Origin of the sequence: Methylobacterium sp. Leaf118 (assembly GCF_920984675.1) — a bacterium.
Classification (GTDB): Bacteria; Pseudomonadota; Alphaproteobacteria; order Rhizobiales; family Beijerinckiaceae; genus Methylobacterium.
Genome location: NZ_CAKLBV010000077.1, coordinates 1 through 19,717, shown reverse-complemented (window position 1 = coordinate 19,717; position 19,717 = coordinate 1). Strand labels below are relative to the sequence as shown.

The window sequence follows — 19,717 nt, the reverse complement described above, 5'->3', positions numbered from 1 at the left end:
CACCGGCGACGCGCGCCAAGGCTCTCGCGCGACAGATCGAGCGCCTCGGCTTCTCATGTGCCATCACACCCGAAGAGCCAGTTTCTATTTAGGCGGGTCAGTTCCGGTCGTCGAGGGCCGGCGGTAGCGGCATGACCTCGATGCCTTCCTCGGCGAGTCTCCGCGCCTCGCCGAGGCTCGCCTCGCCGTAGATCGGCCGGCCCTCCGCCTCCCCGTAATGGATCGCCCGCGCCTCGTCCGCGAAGCGCTCGCCGACATGCTCGGCGGTCGAGACCACCTGCGCGCGCATCGCCCGCATGAAGGCCCGCAACTGCCGCTCCGGTTCGGCAAGCAGCGGGAGCGCGGTCGGCGCGGAGGGGGACGCGTCGGTCGGCGCAGGCCCGGCGGTAGCCGCGGACCCCGCGCGGTCGGTCCGCGCCACGGCCGGCGCCATCGGGGCCTTGGCCACGCGGGGCGAGTCGCAGAACGGGCAGGTCACGAGGCCGCGGGCCGCCTGCTCGTCATAGGCCGAGCCCGAGGGAAACCAGCTCTCGAAGGTGTGGCCCGCATCGCAGGCGAGGGAGAAGCGGATCATGACCCTTGAAGCCTCGGCGCAGGGACGGCGCCGCCGGTACGCGAAGGAGGCGGACGAATCAGGCGCGGCGCACCGTGAAGCTCCGCGCGTGGGACAGGGTGGGGATGCGTGCGCGGGCTTCCGTCACCCGAGCGAGGTCGATCTCGGCGAGGATGATCCCCGGCGCGTCGCCGTCGGCCTCCGCGAGGATGCGGCCCCAGGGATCGATGATGAGCGAGTGCCCGAAGGTCTCGCGCCCGTCCTCGTGCCGGCCGCCCTGCGCCGCTGAAATCATGAACGCGCCGGTCTCGATGGCGCGCGCCCGCTGGAGCACGTGCCAATGGGCCTCGCCGGTCTGCCGGGTGAAGCAGGCCGGCGCCGTCAGCACCTGGGCGCCCGCTTCGGCGAGCGCCCGGTAGAGGGCCGGGAAGCGTAGATCGTAGCAGATGGTGAGGCCGATGGCGGCGAGCGGCGTCGCCGCCACGATGGCGCAATCGCCGCCCGTATAGGTCGCCGATTCGCGCCAGCTCTCGCCGTTCGGCAGATCCACGTCGTAGAGGTGGAGCTTGTCGTAGGCCGCGTGGATCTGGCCGTCCGCGTCGATCAGGAAGGCCCGGTTGGCGATCTTGTCGCCCTCGCGGATGGCGAGTGAGCCGATCTGCAGGACGATGGTTTTCTCCCGCGCGACTTCGCGGAGCGCGGCGAGCGTCGCGTCCTGCTCCTGCGAGCCGACCTTGTCGAACAGGGCCGCGCGGTCGCGCTCGATCAGCGAGGTGGTCTCGGGGGTCTGGACATAGGCCGCCCCCGCCTCGGCGGCCTCGCGCACTGCCCGCACCGCGGTGTCGCGGTTGGCGGCCGGATCGCGCCCGCCGCGCATCTGCACGCAGGCGGCGACGAAGCGCCCGGAGGCGGCCTCGCTCATGCGGCGAGCAGCGTGTCGAGCCCGCCGGCGCGGTCGAGGGCGTAGAGGTCGTCGCAGCCGCCGATATGGCGGTCGCCGACGAAGATCTGCGGCACGCTGGTGCGCCCGCCGGCCTTCTGGAGCATCGCGGCGCGGGCGCCGGCGGTCTTCTCGATGTCGATTTCGGTGAAGGCGACACCCTTGTCGCGCAGCAGTGTCTTCGCCGCCGAGCAATAGGGGCACCAGGCCGTGGTGTAGATTGTGACCGGCTGCATGGTCCGTCGCGTGCCCGGGAGGGAGACTGCGTCCCATGCCCGGCATCCGCCCGCGCCGTCGCGGAGGCGATGGCCGGCGGAGCGCCCTGCGCGGAACTCCGAGCGGCCGATATAGGCGATCCGCGACGGCCTTCCTACTGCGGGGAAGTCACACGTCCCCGCGCATCGGCCTCAGGCCGCCAGCAGCTTCTCGACCTCGTTGACGAGTTCGCGCAGGTGGAACGGCTTGGACAGGACCTTCGCGTCCTTGGGAGCCTTCGAATCCGGGTTCAGCGCCACGGCCGCGAAGCCCGTGATGAACATCACCTTGATGTCCGGATCGAGCTCGGTGGCCCGGCGGGCCAGCTCGATGCCGTCCATCTCCGGCATGACGATGTCCGTCAGCAGGAGCTCGAACGGCTCCTCGCGCAGCCGGTTATAGGCGGAGAGGCCGTTGTCGAACGACAGCACGTCGTAGCCGGCGTTCTGCAACGCCTTGGCCAGGAACCGGCGCATGTCGTTGTCGTCTTCCGCTAGCAGGATCTTCATCGAATGGCGTCCCGGTGCCCATGCGCCTGAGGGAGTTCATTTCATAAAGCGGCGGCTTGGTAAACACGGGGTTAAGGGCGACCCGCCCCGGTCGGCCCGGACTGTCACCGTCGGCGGGGCGCCGACCAGTGGACAGGGCGGGTCCGCCGCACCAAAGTGGGGCGATGCCGCCACACCGTCACAGTCTGGTTTCCGCGTCTCGATGAACTCCCCCTCCTCCAACGGCCCCGAGGCGTTCGATCCGCCCTTCGTCGTGGACGAGCCGGTCCGGCATGCGATTCCCTTCGTGTTCAACACGCCCCATTCGGGCGCGGTCTATCCGCCGACCTTCCTCGGCGCCTCGCGCCTCGACGCCCTGACCCTGCGCCGATCCGAGGACGCCCATGTCGACCGGCTGTTCGCCGCGGTGGTGGGGCTCGGCGCGCCGCTGATGCGCGCGAACTTCCCCCGGGCCTATCTCGATCTCAACCGCGAGCCCTACGAACTCGACCCGCGGATGTTCCTGGGGCGCCTGCCCTCCTTCGCCAACACCCGCTCCATGCGGGTCGCCGGGGGGCTCGGCACGGTGCCGCGCATCGTCGCCGATGGCCAGGAGATCTACCGGGAGCGGTGGCCCGTCGAGGAGGCGGTGGCGCGCATCGAGACGCTCTACAAGCCCTACCACCGGACCCTGCGCGGCCTGATCCAGCGCACGGCCCGCAGTTTCGGCCGGGCCATCCTGATCGATTGCCACTCGATGCCCTCGACGAGCCTTGGCCGCGAGGATTCGGCCCAGGCGGATTTCGTCCTCGGCGACCGCTTCGGGACGAGTTGCGCCCCGGCCCTCACCGAGAGTTTCGAGCGCCGGCTGCGGGCGTTGGGCTACCGGGTGGTCCGCAACAAGCCTTACGCAGGCGGCTTCATCACCGAGCATTACGGGGAGCCGGGCCTCGGGCGCCACGCCCTGCAGATCGAGATCAACCGGGCGCTCTACATGAACGAGCAGTCGCTGGCGCTGACCGCGGGCTTTGCGCCGCTCAGCCAGCAACTGGCCACGGTGATCGCGGCGGTCGCGGCCGAGACGGTCGATTCCGCCTCGCCCCGGATGGCCGCCGAGTAGGCGCGCCCGCCGCGAGCGGCGCCGGCCCCTCGGCATCGCGTCCCCTATAGGGCAAGAAAAAAGGCCGTCCCGAAGGACGGCCCGAAGTCTAGGGAGGAAACGCCCAAGAAGGGCTACGGGACCGCGACGCCATCGCGATCTCGCAATGCACAAATCGCATCGCGGTGCACAAAAATCAAGGCCGGCAAGACCGATGCCGCCTGCGCCATGTGCATGCCCCGCGCGCGGCGTTGCATGGAACCCGATCAGGCCTCGCCGAGGAGCCGACGGATCTCGGCCTTCAGCGGCTCTGCCAGTTCGGGACGCTCGAGGCCGTAGGCGAGGTTGGCGGTGAGGAAGCCGAGCTTCGAGCCGGTGTCGTAGGTGCGGCCGTCGAAATGCATGCCGTAGAACTTCTGCTCCTCGGCCAAGCGGATCATCGCGTCCGTGAGCTGGATCTCGCCGCCCGCGCCGGTCTCGCCGCGCTCCAGGATCGAGAAGATTTCGGGCTGGAGGATGTAGCGGCCGGAGATGATGAAGTTCGACGGCGCGGTGCCGGCCTTGGGCTTCTCGACCATGCCGGTGATCTCGAAGCTCTGGCCGAAGGTCTCGCCGACGGCGACGATGCCGTATTGGTGGGTCTCCTCGGGCTTGACCTCCTCGACGGCGATGACGTTGCCGCCGTGCTGCTCGTAGGCCTTCAGCATCTGGCCCATGCAGCCGCGGCTCAGCATGTCGGGCAGCAGCACCGCGAACGGCTCGTCGCCGACGATCTCGCGGGCGCACCACACCGCGTGGCCGAGCCCGAGCGGCGCCTGCTGGCGGGTGAAGCTCGTCTGGCCGGCCTGGGGCAGATCCCGCTTCAGCTCCTCGTAGGCCGCCTGCTTGCCGCGCGCCTGAAGGGTGTGGTCGAGTTCGAAGGCGATGTCGAAATGGTCCTCGATCACGGCCTTGCCGCGGCCGGTGACGAAAATGAAATGCTCGATGCCCGCCTCGCGGGCCTCGTCCACGACATGCTGGACCACGGGCCGATCGACCACGGTCAACATCTCCTTGGGGACGGCTTTCGTCGCCGGCAGGAAGCGCGTGCCGAGGCCCGCGACGGGAAGGACGGCCTTGCGAATCGGTTTCATGTGGTGGGACCCGTGGATAGCGTGGTCGGGACGAACCCTGGTCGACGCAGGCTCCCATAGCACGGCCAGGGCCGGCCACAGCCCTGGTTGCGCCGGGCCGGATGGCCTTTTCGCGCTGAATCGGGTCAGAAGCGTCCCCGTAACGTGGTATTGTCCAATTGAGAGGGGGACGGCATGGCGGTTCTGGTCACGGGCGGGGCGGGCTATATCGGCAGCCACATGGTGCTGGCCCTGGTCGATGCCGGGCATGAGGAGGTCGTGGTCCTCGACGACCTCTCCACGGGATTCGACTGGGCCCTGCCGCCCGAGGTCCGCCTCGTCGTCGGCGACGTGGCGGATCAGGCGCTCGTCACCGAGACCATCCTGCGCCACCGGGTGGACGCGATCGCCCATTTTGCAGCCAAGATCGTGGTGCCGGAATCGGTCACCGATCCGCTGGGCTACTACCTCGGCAACACCGTCAAGACCCGGGCGCTGATCGAGACCGCGGCGCGCACGGGGGTCAAGCACTTCATCTTCTCCTCGACCGCCGCCGTCTACGGCGAGCCCGAGGTGGTGCCGGTGCCCGAGACCCTGACTACGAGCCCGATCAATCCCTACGGCCGCTCCAAGCTGATGAGCGAGTGGATGCTGGCCGACGCGGCCAAGGCCCACGGCTTCTCCTATGTCGTGCTCCGCTACTTCAACGTCGCCGGCGCCGACCCGCGCGGCCGCAGCGGCCAGTCGAGCCCGAATGCCACCCACCTGATCAAGGTGGCGACCCAGGCCGCGTTGGGCCAGCGCTCCCATCTCGACGTCTACGGCACCGACTACCCCACGCCCGACGGGTCCTGCCTGCGCGACTACATTCAGGTGTCGGACCTCGCCGAGGCGCATATGGTGGCTCTCGACCATCTGCGGGGCGGCGGCGAGAGCCTGACGCTGAATTGCGGCTACGGCCGCGGCTACTCGGTCCTGGAAGTCATCGAGGTGGTCAAGCGCGTCTCCGGCCGCGATTTCGAGGTGCGCCTGTCGCCCCGCCGTCCCGGTGATCCAGCCCAGATCGTAGCGGGCGCCGACCGCATCCGCGACCAGCTCGGCTGGACCCCGAAGCACGACGATCTCGACGCCATCGTCGGCCAGGCGCTCGCCTGGGAGGATGCCCTGGCGAAGCGCAACCACCGTTGACGCGGGTCCTCACCCTCGCCGCCTTCGCCGTCGTCGCCCACCTCGCTGTCCTCGGACCGGGGCGGGCGCAGGAGGGCGATTTCGGCGCCTTCGTCGAGGCTCTGCGCCCCGACGCGACGGCCCGCGGCGTCTCGCGAAAAACCTTCGAGGCGGCCTTCGCCGGGGTGAGCGGACCCGATCCGGAGGTGATCGCCCGCACCCGCCGCCAGGGCGAGTTCAGCCGGCCGGTCTGGGACTACCTCGTCGGCGCGGTCTCTCCCGGCCGCATCGCCAAGGGCCGGGCGCAGGCCGCGCGCCTCGCCACCACCCTCAAGGCCATCGAGGCGCGGACCGGCGTGCCGGGCCCCGTCATCCTCGCCTTCTGGGGCGTCGAGTCGGATTTCGGCGCGAGCGCGGGCAATCTCCCGACGGTGCGGTCGCTGGCGAGCCTCGCGAGCGTGCGCCACCGCGGCACTCTGTTCCGCGACGAGTTGCTCGCCGCGCTCCAGATCCTGGAAAAGGGCGATGTCGAGCCCGCCAAGATGGTCGGCTCCTGGGCCGGGGCCATGGGGCAGGTGCAGTTCCTGCCCTCGGTCTACCTGCGCGAGGCGGTCGATTTCGACGGCGACGGGCGGCGCGACATCTGGCGCTCGGAGGCGGATTCCCTGGCCTCCATCGCCCATTACCTGCGCTCGCTGGGCTGGAATCCGGGGGTGAGCTGGGGCTACGAGGTCCGGCTCCCGGACGGCTTCGACCTGACGCGCTACCGCGGGCCGCTCGCCGACTTCGCCGCCCGGGGCCTGCGCCGCACCGACGGCCAGCCGCTGCCGGCCAAGGGCGAGGCGAGCCTGTTCCTGCCCGGGGGGATCGGCGGGCCGGTCTTCCTCATCACCGAGAATTTCGAGGTGATCCGCGGCTACAACACCGCCGATTCCTACGCCCTCGCCATCGGCCATCTCGCCGACCGCCTCGCGGGGGCGCCCGCCCTCGCCGCGCCCTGGCCGAACAACGCCGCCCGCCTCGACGGGGCCGGTCTCAAGCGGCTCCAGCAGGGGCTCGCCCGCGAGGGGCTCTATGCCGGCGAGACCGACGGCCGGGCCGGGCCGAAGCTGCGGGAGGCGGTGCGCCAGTACCAGATCCGCGTGGGCCTGCCCGCGGACGGCTACGCCCGGCCCGCGCTGCTGGAGCGGCTGGACGGGACGGCGCGGCCGTGAGCGCCGCTGCGGCGACGGCGCCCCGCCCTCCAGGCGCGGGCCTTTAGACGCGCGCCGCCCGGCGCGCTATCCTGACTCTTTCGGGGCGGGCCGACCGGCCCCACCCAGGCCCGATCGAGGTTCCCGCATGGATCGTCGCCCGACCGATCGCCCCGCGCCGCTGGCGCTCGCCGCGATCCTCGGATGTCTTGCTTTTGCCGCCGCGGCCGTCGCGGTGCCTGGGCCCGCTCTGGCCCAGTGGGGCGACAGCTACGACCCGCCGCCGGCCGACCCCTATGCCGCGCCGCCGCCCCGCCGACGGGGATACCGGGACGACGGTTACGCCCGGCCTCCGGCGCGCCGTTACGTGCCGCAGCCGCAGCAGGAATCCCGCCAGTTCTTCTGGCCTTGGGAGGACCAGCCGCGCAGCCCGCCCCCGCCGCCCCCGAGCCAGGGACCCTCGCAGGCGGCCCCGGGCTATGCCCGTCCCCCGCGCGCCCGTCCCCCGGCCGCCGCGGCCCGGCCCGAGGAGGAGCGGGCCGCGCGCCGCCGCCGGCCGAGCCCGCCCCCCGCGGTGGCGCAGCCGCCCAAGCCCACCGTGCCGAAGGCCGAGCCGACCACCCGGGTCGCGATCTTCGGCGATTCGCTCGCGAATTATCTCGGCAAGGGCATCGACGACGCCTTCTCGGACAATGCCGACGTGGCCGTCCTCGACCGTTCCAAGGGCGACAGCGGCCTCGTGCGCCGGGACGTGGTGGATTGGGCCAAGGCCAGCGAGGATTTCCTCAAGGCCACGCCGAACCTGTCCTACGCGCTGATGATGGTCGGGGTGAACGACCGTCAGGCGATCCGCGAGGGGGACCAGAACTACGAGCCGCTCTCCGACTCGTGGCGCGAGATCTACGCCGCTCGGGTCGACGCGGTCGTCAAGGTTTTCGCCGAGCACAAGGTGCCGCTGATCTGGGTCGGCCTGCCGCCGGTGCGCAGCGAATCGCTGACCCGCGACTTCGCGGCGATCAACGATCTCGTCCGCGAGCGGGTCCAGAAGGCCGGCCAGAGCTATGTCGAGATCTGGCAGGGCTTCGTCGACGACCGCAACCGCTTCACGGTGTCCGGCCCCGATGTCGACGGGCAGGAGGCGCGGCTGCGCACCTCCGACGGCATCCACTTCACCAGCGCGGGCGCCCGCAAGGTCGCCCATTTCGCCGATGTCGAGCTGAAGCGGCTGATGGGCGTGAAGGGCGGCCTGCCCCCCGACCCGCCGCCGGCCGTCGCGGCCGTGCCGAGCGAGGGCGCGCCGGCGACCGGGTTCGACGACACCGCCGCCATCGACCGCAAGATCACCGCGATGCTGCCGAGCCTGCCCGAGCCGCCCGGCATCCCGAGCCTGCCGGTGAAGCCCGCGGCCGGGCCGGTGGTGCCGCTTGGCCGGGCCGAAACCTCCCCGGGCGGCACTCTGCTCACCGGCCGTCCCCATGAGGGGGATGCCACCGGCACCCGCGAGCGCAGCCTCCAGCGCGGCGCCGCGCCCCTGCCCCAGCCCGGCCGGGCCGACGATTTCCGCTGGCCGCCGGGGTAGCGCCCGGCGGTCTCACGGCGCCGGGCGCGCGTCCTCGGGCGGGGACACGAGGCCGGCGCCGAGGGCGATCCAGACGAGATGCGCATCCGTGCGCGCGCCGAGCTTGGCCCGGATGAGCGACAGGGTGTTCTGCACCGTCTTCGGACTGAGGCAGAGCGCTTCGGCCGCCGCCTGCGCCGTCGCTCCCCCCGCGACGAGCGCGAGGATCTCGACCTCGCGCGGGCTGAGCCGGTCGAGCGGGGCGCGCGCGTCCGCCACTTCGTCCTGGGCGATCGCCAGGGCGATGTCCGGGCTCATCGCCCGCTCGCCACGCAAGACCCCCGCCACCGCCGTCAGCAGCGCCTGCGGCGGGCTCGCCTTGCTGACATAGCCTGCGGCGCCCGCCGCGAAGGCCTGACGCGCCACGGCGGCGCCGGTGCGCATGCTGAACACGAGGAGGCGGGCCGCCCCGTCCCATTGGCGGATATGCCGGATCGCCTCGATCCCGCTCGGGCCGGGCAGCGACAGGTCGAGGATCGCGAGATCCGGCGCGTGCGCCTGATAGAGGCGATAGGCCTGCGCCGCCGTCCCGGCCTCCGCCACCACGGTCAGGCCCGGCTGGCGTTCGATCAGGCGGCGATAGCCTTCGCGGACCACGGGATGATCGTCGACGAGGAGGATGGTGGGCATCGCTCGCCTTAGCCAGGGATGGGGACGGTGGCGCAGGCCCGGATGCCGTTGCCGTTGTCCGTCAGGGAAAGCCCGCCGCCGAGGCTGGCGAGGCGTGCCCGGATGCCCGGAAGGCCGCGACCCGGCGCATCCGCCGCGCGGGCGGCCTCGCCGCCGCCATCGTCGTCGACGATCAGCGTGACCGATCCCGGGCCGGTCTCGCTCCGCCGAACCCGCAGGAAGACGTGGCGGGGTTGCCCGTGCCGCAGGGCGTTGGTGAGGAGTTCCTGGGCGATCCGGTAGAGGCCCGCGGCCGTCTCCGTGGGCAGGGTCCCGAGATCGCCCCCCAGATCGAGATGCAGGGCGGGGCCGGTGCGAAGGCGCGCTCGCCAATCCGCGACGAGGCCGCGCACGGCGCCGCCCAGGCCGATCCCGGCGAGATCCGGTAGTTCGAGCTGGGTCAGGGCGCCGCGCAGATTTCCGCGCATGGCGGCGATGACGGCCTCGATCCCCTCGGCATCCGCCCGCAGGTCCGGCCGATCCTCCGGGGCGGCGGTCGCGATGGCCATGGCGAGCGCACCCGCGGCGGCGAGGGACTGGCCGAACGCGTCGTGCAGGTCGCGGGCGAGGGCCGTCCGCTCGGCCTCCTGCACCTGAACCAGGCGCAGCACCAGATCGGCGCGCTCGCCCTCGATGCGGTCGAGACGGCCTGCCAGGAGGGTGGTCGCCGTCGCGATCCGGTCGAATTCCCGCGCGGCGAACCGGACAGCGGGGCCGGGCCCGCCGCCGTGCCGACCGCCTCCAACCCCTGCACGATGCGGCCGGCCGGTGCGACGAGGCGGGCGGCGGCGATCCATCCGAGCAGGGCGGTGGTCCCGGCCAGCGACACGGCGAGGCCGCCCGCGAAGCGTCCCTGCCGCCACGCCCGTCCCGCCGCGGCGGCGGAATCGGGCCAGGCTTCGACGCTCCCGAGGGTGCGGCCCCGGTAGACGATGGCGCGCACGAGCGGTTCCCCCCCGACGCCCGCCGCCAGGGCCGCGGCGAACCAGTCCGGGGCCGCACCGAGGCCGTCCCAATCGCCGCAGAGTCGGCGCGGCACCTCGGCGGCGAGGCGGATCTCGGCGCAGATGCCGGGCAAAAGCCGCAGGACCGAGGCCTCGGGCCCGGGATCGGCGACCGGCAGCGCCGCGGGTCCCACGCTGCCGAGCCCCGGCTGGCGCGCGAACTGGGCGGCGATCCGCTCGGCCGAGATCCCGGCTTCGTCGCGCAGGCCCGCGCGGACCTCCCAGACGGTCCAGCCGACGGCCCCGGCCAGGCAGAGCAGAGTGACCGAGAGGAGGCGCAGGGCGAGATGCGCGGGCAGGCTCATCGAGGACGACTCAAAGCGGGCATCGGCGGGTGGCGCGCGGGTGTGGCGCTCGCGGAAGTGGGCCCCCGGAACGCCGTCCGATGCAAGCGGTCGGCGGCGATGTCGGGAGGATTGCCCGGCTCCCGCCGGGACGGCCTCCCTGGGCGGACCCGGCCGGGGCGGCCAGGATCGGGGTCGCCCTCCGCTGGAGCCCGACCTGATGCCTCGCGCCCTCTCCCGCCGCGCCGTCCTGGCGCTCGGCGCTGCCCTGCCGCTCCTGCGGCCCGGCGCGGCGGCCGCCGCCTATCGGGTCGGTTCCGTCACGGTGACCCCGCTGCGGGACGGCCTCTTCCCGCTCCAGCCCGCCATGATCCCGGCCGCCGACAGCCCGGCCGGCCGCGCCCTCCTGACGGAGGCCGGGCTCCCGGCCCACGGTCCCTCGCCCGAGCCCGTCAACGCCTTCCTGATCCGGCGGGGCGCCCGAGCCTGGCTCCTCGACGCCGGCTGCGGCACGGTCCTCGGCCCGGGCTTCGACCGGGTGACGGCGGCGCTGGCGAGGGAGGGTATCTCCCCGGCTGGGGTCGAGACGGTGTGGCTGACCCATCTCCACGCCGACCATATCGGCGGCCTCCTCACGCCGGAGGGGCAAGCCCGCTTCCCCCATGCGGATCTCGTACTGCAGGACCGCGAGGCGGCGCTCTGGTCCGATCCCGCCGCGCGCGCCCGGGCGCCGGCCGCCCTGGCTCCGTTCTTCGACACGGCCGAGGCGGTGCTGGCCCGCTATGCCGGGCGGATCCGCCGGGTCTCGGGGGAGGCCGACCTCGCACCCGGCATCCGCTTCCTGCCCCTGCCGGGGCACACGCCGGGCCATGCGGGCCTGCTGATCGAGGACGGGGCGGAGCGGCTGCTGATCGGGGGCGACATCCTGCACTCCCGGATCCTGCAATTGCCGCATCCGGACTGGACGGTGATCTGGGACACCGACCCGGCGGCGGCGATCGCCACCCGCCGCCGCCTCCTCGACCGGGCCGTCATCGAAGACCTGACCCTCACCGGGATGCATCTCGACGTCCGCGGCCGGATCGAGCGGGCCGGATCGGGCTACCGGCTGATCCCGGTGTCCTGACGCCGCGGTGCGAGATCCGGCGTCCGCCTGCTCGGACTTTCATCAAGAGGGCCCAACGAAAAGGCCACCGCCGCGCGGCGATGGCCCTTTCGTCGGCTCCGAGCGCGTCGCTCAGCGCGGCAGGACGGTCGCGCCCATCAGGGCCTCGTCGATCGAGCGGGCGGCCTGACGGCCCTCGCGGATCGCCCAGACCACCAGGGACTGGCCCCGGCGCATGTCGCCGGCGACGTAGATCTTCGGGTTCGAGGTCCGGTAGTCCTCATCGTTGGCCGCGACGTTGCCGCGCTTGTCGACCGCCACGCCCGATTCCTCGACCAGGCCCTTCTGCACCGAGCCGGCGAAGCCGATCGCCATGAAGACGAGGTCGGCCGGCAGCACGAACTCGCTGCCCTCGATCGGCTGGCGGCGCTCGTCCACCCGGGCGCAGACCACGCCGGTGAGGCGTCCCTTGCGGTTGCCCTCGAGGCGCAGGGTCGCGGCCTGGAATTCGCGCTCGGCGCCCTCCGCCTGGCTCGAGGAGGTGCGCATCTTGGTCGGCCAGTAGGGCCACACCGTCAGCTTGTCCTCGCGCTCCGGCGGGCGCGGGCGGATGTCGAGCTGCGTGACCGAAAGCGCGCCCTGGCGGAACGACGTTCCGACGCAGTCGGAGGCCGTGTCGCCGCCGCCGATGACGACGACGTTCTTGCCGGCCGCCAGGATCGGCAGCTCGCCGTTGCCCGGCATCGGCTCGGCGCCGACCCGGCGGTTCGACTGCACGAGGAAGGGCATGGCGTAATGCACGCCCTCGAGCTCCTGGCCCGGGAGCTGCGGGTTGCGCGGGTCCTCGGCGCCGCCGCTGAACAGCACGGCGTCGAACTGGCTCGTCAGCTCCTCGAGGGGCACGGTGACCCCGATATTCGCCTTGTAGTGGAAGACGACGCCCTCGGCCTCCATCTGCTTCACGCGCCGGTCGATATGGCGCTTCTCCATCTTGAAGTCGGGGATGCCGTAGCGGAGCAGGCCGCCGGCCTTGGGCTCGCGCTCGTAGACATGCACCTCGTGGCCGACCCGGGCGAGCTGTTGGGCCGCGGCCATGCCGGCGGGGCCGGAGCCGATCACCGCCACGCGCTTGCCGGTGCGGGTCTCCGACGGCTCGGGCTTGACCCAGCCCATGTTCCAGGCCCGGTCCGCGATGGCCTGCTCGATCGTCTTGATGGCGACCGGCTGGTTCTCGAGGTTCAGGGTGCAGGCTTCCTCGCAGGGCGCGGGGCAGATGCGGCCGGTGAATTCCGGGAAGTTGTTGGTGGAGTGGAGGTTGCGCGCGGCCTCCTCCCAGTCCGACTGGAACACGAGGTCGTTCCAGTCCGGGATCTGGTTATGGACCGGGCAGCCGGTCGGCCCGTGGCAGAACGGGATGCCGCAATCCATGCACCGCGCCGCCTGCTTCGACAGATCGTGCTCGTCGAGCGGCAGCGTGAACTCGCGGAAGTGCCGCACCCGGTCGGCGGCGAGCTGATACTTCTGCTCCTGCCGGTCGTATTCGAGAAACCCGGTGACCTTGCCCATCGATCAGTCCAATCGCGCCGCTTTGCCTGTCGCGAGGTTCGTCCGTCGCACCGTGTCGTGCCGATCAATCAAGGCCGGAGCCAGTTCTCGATCGTCAGTCCGATGATCCGTTCGAACTCCCTCATGTTGTCCGTCACCAGAACGCTGCCATCGGCCAGCGCCTGAGCCCCGATGAGCAGGTCGTTTCCACCGATCGGTGTCCCGGCCCGCTCAAGCCCGAAGCGTTACCGCATAGGTCCGATCGAACGGCTCACGCCAGGGTTCGGTCGGGATCATCCGAGCATGGCCTCGATCTGCCGAGACAGTCGCTCCGAGCCTTTCCGTGCCGCACCGTAGCGAAGTTCCGCCGCGACGATGACACTCGTATAAATCCGCGCCTCGCCAACGCGATGGATCTGCTCAGCCACGCCTCCGCTCGGCGCCCGGACAAGGGCTGAGAGGATATTGGTGTCGAGCAGATACTGCATCTACAGCCGCACGTCGTCCGGCTGGGGGTCCGCGATCTCCGGCCAATCCTCATCGAGATGTTCGAGGCTGCCGAGAACCGCCAGGAGGGACCGTGCGGCGACCGGTTCCACGACGAGGCGGTCACCCTCGGTGCGAAGGATCGCTTCGTCCCCGCCCAGCATGAAGCCGGGCGGGATGTCGAGTCTTTGTCCTTCCGGCGTCCGGACGAGGCGGACGCGCACCGTCAGATCGCCCATCGCCGCTCCTATTCCGCCGCCACCGGCATCCGCGCCATCTCCATCTCGCGTAGCGCCCGGCGGTACTCGACTGGCATCACCTTGACGAAGGTGGTGCGGAAGTTCGCCCACTCGTCGAGGATCTGCTTGGCCTTCGGCGAGCCGGTATACTTGAGATGGTTCTTCAGGATCTGGCTCAGCCGCTCCTCGTCGTGGCCCGACATGTCGGCCAGGATGTCGACCCGTCCCTTGGTCTCCAGGTCGCCGTCCTGGTGGAAGCGGCGCATCAGGTCGTCCTCCTCCTCCACGGGCTCCAGATCGACCATCGAGAGGTTGCAGCGGTCGCGGAACGAGCCGTCCTCGTCGAGCACGTAGGCGATGCCGCCGGACATGCCCGCCGCGAAGTTGCGGCCGGTCACGCCGATCGAGACCACGACGCCACCGGTCATGTACTCGCAGCCATGGTCGCCCATGCCCTCGACCACCGCGATGGCGCCGGAATTCCGAACGGCGAAGCGCTCGCCCGCGGCACCGCGGATGTAGCACTCGCCCGCGATCGCCCCGTAGAGCACGGTGTTGCCGGCCATGATCGTGCGGGCGGGGGGCGCCTTCAGCGCCTCGCTCGGACGGATGATCAGCTTGCCGCCCGACAGGCCCTTGCCGACATAGTCGTTGCCGTGCCCGGTCAGGTTCACGGTGACGCCCGCCGCCAGCCACGCGCCGAAGCTCTGGCCGGCGGTGCCTGCGAGGTTCACCACGATGGTGTCGTCGGGCAGGCCGTCATGGCCGTGCACCTTGGCGACCGCGCCCGAGAGCATGGCGCCCGCCGCCCGGTCCGAGTTGCGGATCACGTCGGTGAGCACGACCGGCTCGCCGCCCTCGATGGCCGACTTCGCCCCCTCGATCAGGCGGCGGTCGAGCACCGTGTCGATCGGATGGTGCTGCGTCTCGACATGCCGGATCGCCACCTGCGGCCCGACATCCGGACGGTGGAACAGCTTCGAGAAGTCGAGGCCGCGGGCCTTCCAGTGCTCGATCGCCTCGCGCTTGTCGAGGAGATCCGAGCGGCCGATCAAGTCCTCGAGCCGGGTGAAGCCCATCGCCGCCATCAGCTCCCGCAGCTCTTCGGCCACGAAGAAGAAGTAGTTGACGACGTGCTCCGGCGTTCCCTTGAAGCGCTTGCGCAGCACCGGGTCCTGGGTCGCGACGCCGACCGGGCAGGTGTTGAGGTGGCACTTGCGCATCATGATGCAGCCCGCCGCGATGAGCGGTGCGGTCGAGAAGCCGATCTGGTCGGCGCCGAGCAGCACCGCGATCAGCACGTCCCGGCCGGTGCGGATGCCGCCATCGGCCTGGAGCGCCACGCGGCCGCGCAGGCCGTTGAGCACCAGCGTCTGCTGGGTCTCGGCCAGCCCCGTCTCCCAGGGACCGCCCGCATGCTTGATCGAGGTCAGCGGGGCCGCGCCGGTGCCGCCGTCGAACCCTGAGATCGTGATGTGGTCGGCGCGCGCCTTGGCGACGCCCGCCGCGACGGTGCCGACGCCGACCTCGGAGACGAGCTTGACCGAGATGTCGGCCGCCGGGTTCACGTTCTTCAGGTCGAAGATGAGCTGGGCCAGGTCTTCGATCGAGTAGATGTCGTGGTGCGGCGGCGGCGAGATCAGGCCGACGCCCGGCGTCGCGTAGCGGACCTTGGCGATCTTGGCGTCGACCTTGTGGCCGGGCAACTGGCCGCCCTCGCCGGGCTTGGCGCCCTGGGCGACCTTGATCTGGATCATGTCGCCGTTGACGAGGTACTCGGTCGTCACGCCGAAGCGGCCCGAGGCGACCTGCTTGATCGCCGAGCGGCGCGAGCGCCCGTCGGGTCCCGTCACGAAGCGGCGCGGCTCCTCGCCGCCCTCGCCCGAGTTCGAGCGACCGCCGAACGAGTTCATCGCGATGGCCAGCGTCTCGTGCGCCTCCTTCGAGATCGAGCCGTAGGACATGGCGCCGGTGGCGAACCGCTTCACGATCTCGACTGCCGGCTCCACCTGCGCGATGTCGATCGGCGCGCGGCCGAGATCGGCGGCGCTCTTGATCCGGAAGAGGCCGCGCAGGGTCTTGAGGTGGTTCTCCTGCTCGTTCACGAGCCGGGCGTATTCGCGGTAGCGCTCGGCCGCGCCGAGGCGCACCGCGTGCTGCAGCGTCGCCACGGTGTCGGGCGTCCAGGTATGGGTCTCGCCGCGCAGGCGATAGGCATACTCGCCGCCGACATCCAGCGCGTTGCGGTAGATCGGGGCGTCACCGAAGGCGTCGCGATGGCGCTCCGCCGTCTCGCGGGCGATTTCGGCCATGCCGATGCCGCCGATGGTGGTGGCGGTGCCGAAGAAGTCGCGGGCCACGAAGTCCGCGTTCAGGCCGATCGCGTCGAAGATCTGCGCGCCGCAATAGGATTGGTAGGTCGAGATGCCCATCTTGGACATGACCTTGAGCAGGCCCTTATCGATCGACTTGATGTACCGGTAGACGATCTCGTCCTCGGTGAGGTCCGGCGGGAACTCGCCCTTCATCGCGATCAGCGTCTCGAAGGCGAGGTAGGGGTTCACGGCCTCGGCGCCGTAGCCGGCGAGACAGGCGAAGTGATGCACCTCGCGCGGCTCGCCCGACTCGACCACGAGTCCGACCGAGGTACGCAGCCCCTTGCGGATCAGGTAGTTGTGCACGGCCGCGGTGGCGAGCAAAGCCGGGATCGGGATCCGGTCCGGCCCGACCGCGCGGTCCGACAGGATGATGATGTTGTAGCCGCCGCGCACCGCGACCTCGGCCCGGTCGCACAGGCGATCGAGGGCGCCCTCCATCGCCGCCGCGCCGGATTCGGCCGCGTAGGTGATGTCGAGGGTGCGGGTGTCGAAGCGGTCCTCGAAGTGGGAGATCGACCGGATTTTTTCCAAGTCGCCGTTCGTGAGGATCGGCTGACGGACCTCCAGGCGCTTACGCCGGGACGCCCCCTCCATATCCAAGAGATTCGGGCGCGGGCCGATGAACGAGACGAGGCTCATCACGGCCTCCTCGCGGATCGGGTCGATCGGCGGGTTGGTGACCTGCGCGAAGTTCTGCTTGAAGTAGGTGTAGAGGAGCTTCGGCCGGTCGGAGAGCGCCGAGAGGGGCGTGTCCGAACCCATCGAGCCCACGGCCTCCTGGCCGGTCACGGCCATGGGGGCCATGAGCAGCTTGAGGTCTTCCTGGGTGTAGCCGAAGGCCTGCTGGCGATCGAGCAGGGACACGTCCGTGCGCGAGGCCCGCGGCTGGATCGGGTGCAGTTCCTCCAGCACGATCTGGGTGTTCTTGACCCAGTCGGCATAGGGATGCGCGGAGGCCAGCTCGCCCTTGATCTCCTCGTCGGAGACGATGCGGCCCTTCTCGAGGTCGATCAGCAGCATCCGGCCCGGCTGAAGGCGCCAGGACTGGACGATCTTCTCGTCGGGGATCGGCAGCACGCCCATCTCGGAGGCGAGCACGACGAGGCCGTCATCGGTGACGATGTAGCGGGCCGGGCGCAGGCCGTTGCGGTCGAGGGTCGCGCCGATCTGGCGCCCGTCGGTGAAGGCGACGGCCGCCGGGCCGTCCCACGGCTCCATCAGGGCGGCGTGATACTCGTAGAAGGCGCGCCGCTCCTCGCTCATCAGCGGGTTGCCGGCCCAGGCCTCGGGGATGAGCATCATCATCGCGTGCGCCAGCGAGTAGCCGCCGGCCACGAGGAATTCGAGGGCGTTGTCGAAGCAGGCGGTGTCGGATTGCCCCTCGTAGGAGATCGGCCAGATCTTCGAGATGTCGTTGCCGAACAGCTCCGAATCGACGCTCGCCTGGCGCGCGGCCATCCAGTTCACGTTGCCGCGCAGCGTGTTGATCTCGCCGTTATGCGCGACCATCCGGTAGGGGTGCGACAGGCGCCAGGTCGGGAAGGTGTTGGTGGCGAAGCGCTGGTGCACGAGGGCCAGCGCCGAGACGAAGCGCGGGTCCTTGAGGTCGAGATAGTAGTGGCCGAGCTGGTGCACGAGCACCATGCCCTTGTAGACGATCGTCCGGCTCGACACCGAGACCGGATAGAACGCCATCAGCCGCGGGTCGCCGTAGCCGTAGACCTTCCCCGAGATCACCTTGCGGGCGATGTAGACTCGCCGCTCGAACGCGTCCTGATCGGAGATGCTGGCCGGGGTTCCGATGAAGAGCTGGCGGTGATGCGGCTCGGTTTCCTTGACCGCCTTGCCGAGATCGGTCGAATCGACTGGCACGTCGCGCCAGCCGAGCAGCGGCAGGCCCTCGTCGGCAAGCGTCTTCTCGACGATCCCCTCGATGATCGCCCGGGCGTCCGCTTCGCGCGGCATGAAGAACTGGCCGATGGCGTACCCGCCGGCGGGGGGCAGCTCGAAGCCGAGGCGCGAGCATTCCTCGGCGAAGAAGCCGTGCGGGATCTGGGTGAGGATGCCGCAGCCGTCGCCCATGGTCGGGTCGGCGCCGACCGCGCCGCGGTGGTCGATGTTCTCCAGGATCTTGAGACCCTGCTGGACGATGGCGTGGCTGCGCCGGTCGTGCATGTCGGCGACGAAGCCGACGCCGCAGGCGTCGCGCTCCTGGGCCGGGTCGTAGGCGCCCTGCGCCCGCGGCAGCGCCGGGTCGCGCACGATCATCGGGGCGGGGCCGGCCCGCGAGGGAGCGGTGGGCTCGGCGCCCGCCGGCAGCGACAGTTCAGACGGAATAAAGCTCATCGTCCGCACATCTCCGACCCTGCCCGCATGCGAGCATGTTTCATGCCCGAACACCGAGGGTGCCCGGGCCGCGCGCTTCACTACCAGTCGGGTTCTGTCGGGTTGTTCCTGCCGGAATCGCCCGCCGACCCGCGGGCTCGGGCGCCGGCTCGCTTCAGCCGGCGCTGGCCCGGTTCGCCTCGACGGTCACCGGTTTTTCGGCTCGTTCGGTCGTCACGTCGGTCACCCGATGGATCTCCAAAGCCCGCCCGACGGCCAAGCGCGACAGATGGGACAGTGTTGCTGTCCTATAATGGACGTTGCCAGATTTTAGGGCTTCCAGCAAGGGGCGCGCCGTCGCATTCGCAGGCCTTTTGAACCGCGCCTGAACATGGTCCCTTTTCCCGCCGCGCGGCCCTCGAGAGACCGTCCCTGTGAGAGCCGGACGGGCCGATCCGTATTGTCGCCCCATTCAGAGGCTTGAAACGCTCCGCCGGCACGGAGGGGAATGCGGGGAACGCGACTTCCCGTGGCGCCGGGAGACCTGCGATCAACAGCGGGCTCCCGGGCGCAGGCGTCTCTCATCCCGATCCCGCGAGGTCCGCATGACGTCGAGCCGTCCCGTCTCCGGTCGCGCCGCCGCGGCGGTTCTGCGGCGTGCCGCCGCCGCTGCGCTCCTCCTCGGGGCCGGCCTTCAGGGGGCGGCCGCGCAAGGCTATTCCTGGGGCTACGGTCCGGAGGACGTCTACGGATCCCCCCGCGGCGTCTACTACAACCGCGCCGAGGCGCTGCTGTCGCCGCGCGCCGTCGCCGACGGCCTGGAGGATCGCGGCTTCAGCGCAATCGCGCGTCCGCGCTTCGACGGGCGCGCCTATATCGTCGAGGCCACCAGCCCGCGCGGGGCGCGTCTTCGCCTCGTCATCGACGGCCGCGACGGCGCCGTGATCGGCCGCGAGGCGCTCGGCGCCCCCTACTACCCGAGCGTCCGCCCGCGGCCCGCGGCGCCGGGCTATGCCGCGGCGCCGGGCTATGGCTGGACGGAGGACGACGCCCGGTCCCGCCGCCAGCGCGAGGCCGAGCTGATCCTGCCGCCCGCCGACATCCCCTCCGTGCTGCCCTCGCCGCCGCCGCGCGCCGCGCCGCCCCAAGAAGGCCGGGCCCGGCCCGATCGCCCGAACCGGCAGGCCGCGCCCGCCCTGCCGCGGCAGGAGGACGCCAATCCCCTCGGCCTCAACCCCGAGGCCGGCGCCCGCCCCG

General features: G+C 71.2%; 14 protein-coding genes and 3 pseudogenes. 6 read left to right on the top strand and 11 right to left on the bottom strand.

Annotated features, from left to right (window positions below):
• Positions 1 to 97 precede the first annotated feature (97 nt).
• The 4 genes from LW587_RS21395 to cpdR all read right to left on the bottom strand — a co-directional run bounded on the left by LW587_RS21395 (position 98) and on the right by cpdR (position 2,257).
• The gene (locus LW587_RS21395; RefSeq protein WP_232631610.1) at positions 98 to 574 is read right to left on the bottom strand and encodes a DUF1178 family protein; all 477 of its coding nucleotides are present in this window, start codon (positions 572 to 574) and stop codon (positions 98 to 100) included.
• Positions 575 to 632: 58 nt separating this feature from the next.
• A complete protein-coding gene (locus LW587_RS21390; protein ID WP_232631609.1) occupies positions 633 to 1,475 on the bottom strand; it encodes a carbon-nitrogen hydrolase family protein in 843 nt (280 codons plus the stop codon).
• The gene (gene grxC / locus LW587_RS21385; RefSeq protein WP_232631608.1) at positions 1,472 to 1,729 is read right to left on the bottom strand and encodes a glutaredoxin 3; all 258 of its coding nucleotides are present in this window, start codon (positions 1,727 to 1,729) and stop codon (positions 1,472 to 1,474) included. Before grxC ends, LW587_RS21390 begins: the two co-directional genes overlap by 4 nt.
• Before the next feature lie 171 nt (positions 1,730 to 1,900).
• Positions 1,901 to 2,257 carry a cell cycle two-component system response regulator CpdR gene (gene cpdR / locus LW587_RS21380; protein WP_232631607.1) on the bottom strand — a complete coding sequence of 119 codons (357 nt, stop codon included), beginning with the start codon at positions 2,255 to 2,257 and terminating at the stop codon, positions 1,901 to 1,903.
• 202 nt (positions 2,258 to 2,459) lie between these two features.
• Between cpdR and LW587_RS21375 the strand changes: the two genes are divergently transcribed.
• Complete coding sequence (locus tag LW587_RS21375; protein ID WP_232631606.1) at positions 2,460 to 3,356, top strand: N-formylglutamate amidohydrolase; 897 nt, start codon at positions 2,460 to 2,462, stop codon at positions 3,354 to 3,356.
• Positions 3,357 to 3,601: 245 nt separating this feature from the next.
• Here the strand turns inward: LW587_RS21375 and galU are convergent, their stop codons facing one another.
• Positions 3,602 to 4,468, bottom strand: a complete 867-nt coding sequence (galU, locus tag LW587_RS21370) for a UTP--glucose-1-phosphate uridylyltransferase GalU (protein WP_232631605.1) — start codon at positions 4,466 to 4,468, stop codon at positions 3,602 to 3,604.
• 174 nt (positions 4,469 to 4,642) lie between these two features.
• Here galU and galE point away from each other — a divergent pair, with 174 nt between their 5' ends.
• From galE to LW587_RS21355, 3 genes are all read left to right on the top strand, one after another.
• Positions 4,643 to 5,635, top strand: coding sequence for a UDP-glucose 4-epimerase GalE (gene galE, locus LW587_RS21365; RefSeq protein ID WP_232631604.1), 993 nt, complete (start codon positions 4,643 to 4,645; stop codon positions 5,633 to 5,635).
• Positions 5,632 to 6,828 carry a lytic murein transglycosylase gene (locus tag LW587_RS21360; protein WP_232631603.1) on the top strand — a complete coding sequence of 399 codons (1,197 nt, stop codon included), beginning with the start codon at positions 5,632 to 5,634 and terminating at the stop codon, positions 6,826 to 6,828. Before galE ends, LW587_RS21360 begins: the two co-directional genes overlap by 4 nt.
• 127 nt (positions 6,829 to 6,955) lie before the next feature.
• Complete coding sequence (locus LW587_RS21355; protein WP_232631602.1) at positions 6,956 to 8,386, top strand: SGNH/GDSL hydrolase family protein; 1,431 nt, start codon at positions 6,956 to 6,958, stop codon at positions 8,384 to 8,386.
• A gap of 12 nt (positions 8,387 to 8,398) precedes the next feature.
• Here the strand turns inward: LW587_RS21355 and LW587_RS21350 are convergent, their stop codons facing one another.
• Positions 8,399 to 9,055, bottom strand: coding sequence for a response regulator transcription factor (locus LW587_RS21350; protein WP_232631601.1), 657 nt, complete (start codon positions 9,053 to 9,055; stop codon positions 8,399 to 8,401).
• Between the two features lie 8 nt (positions 9,056 to 9,063).
• Positions 9,064 to 10,403: pseudogene (locus tag LW587_RS21345) on the bottom strand (sensor histidine kinase).
• A gap of 199 nt (positions 10,404 to 10,602) precedes the next feature.
• On the opposite strand from LW587_RS21345, the gene LW587_RS21340 reads away from it, so the two are divergent.
• A complete protein-coding gene (locus LW587_RS21340; RefSeq protein ID WP_232631600.1) occupies positions 10,603 to 11,508 on the top strand; it encodes an MBL fold metallo-hydrolase in 906 nt (301 codons plus the stop codon).
• Between the two features lie 111 nt (positions 11,509 to 11,619).
• Here the strand turns inward: LW587_RS21340 and LW587_RS21335 are convergent, their stop codons facing one another.
• From LW587_RS21335 to gltB, 4 genes and pseudogenes are all read right to left on the bottom strand, one after another.
• Complete coding sequence (locus tag LW587_RS21335; RefSeq protein ID WP_232631599.1) at positions 11,620 to 13,053, bottom strand: glutamate synthase subunit beta; 1,434 nt, start codon at positions 13,051 to 13,053, stop codon at positions 11,620 to 11,622.
• A 68-nt stretch (positions 13,054 to 13,121) separates the two neighbouring features.
• Positions 13,122 to 13,520 (bottom strand): annotated as a pseudogene (locus LW587_RS24255) (type II toxin-antitoxin system VapC family toxin).
• Complete coding sequence (locus LW587_RS21325) at positions 13,521 to 13,757, bottom strand: AbrB/MazE/SpoVT family DNA-binding domain-containing protein (protein WP_232631598.1); 237 nt, start codon at positions 13,755 to 13,757, stop codon at positions 13,521 to 13,523.
• A gap of 8 nt (positions 13,758 to 13,765) precedes the next feature.
• Positions 13,766 to 18,481: a glutamate synthase large subunit gene (gene gltB, locus LW587_RS21320; protein WP_232631597.1), complete on the bottom strand. Its 4,716-nt coding sequence runs from the start codon at positions 18,479 to 18,481 to the stop codon at positions 13,766 to 13,768.
• A gap of 584 nt (positions 18,482 to 19,065) precedes the next feature.
• On the opposite strand from gltB, the pseudogene LW587_RS21315 reads away from it, so the two are divergent.
• Positions 19,066 to 19,717, top strand: a pseudogene (locus LW587_RS21315) (hypothetical protein); the annotation flags it as partial.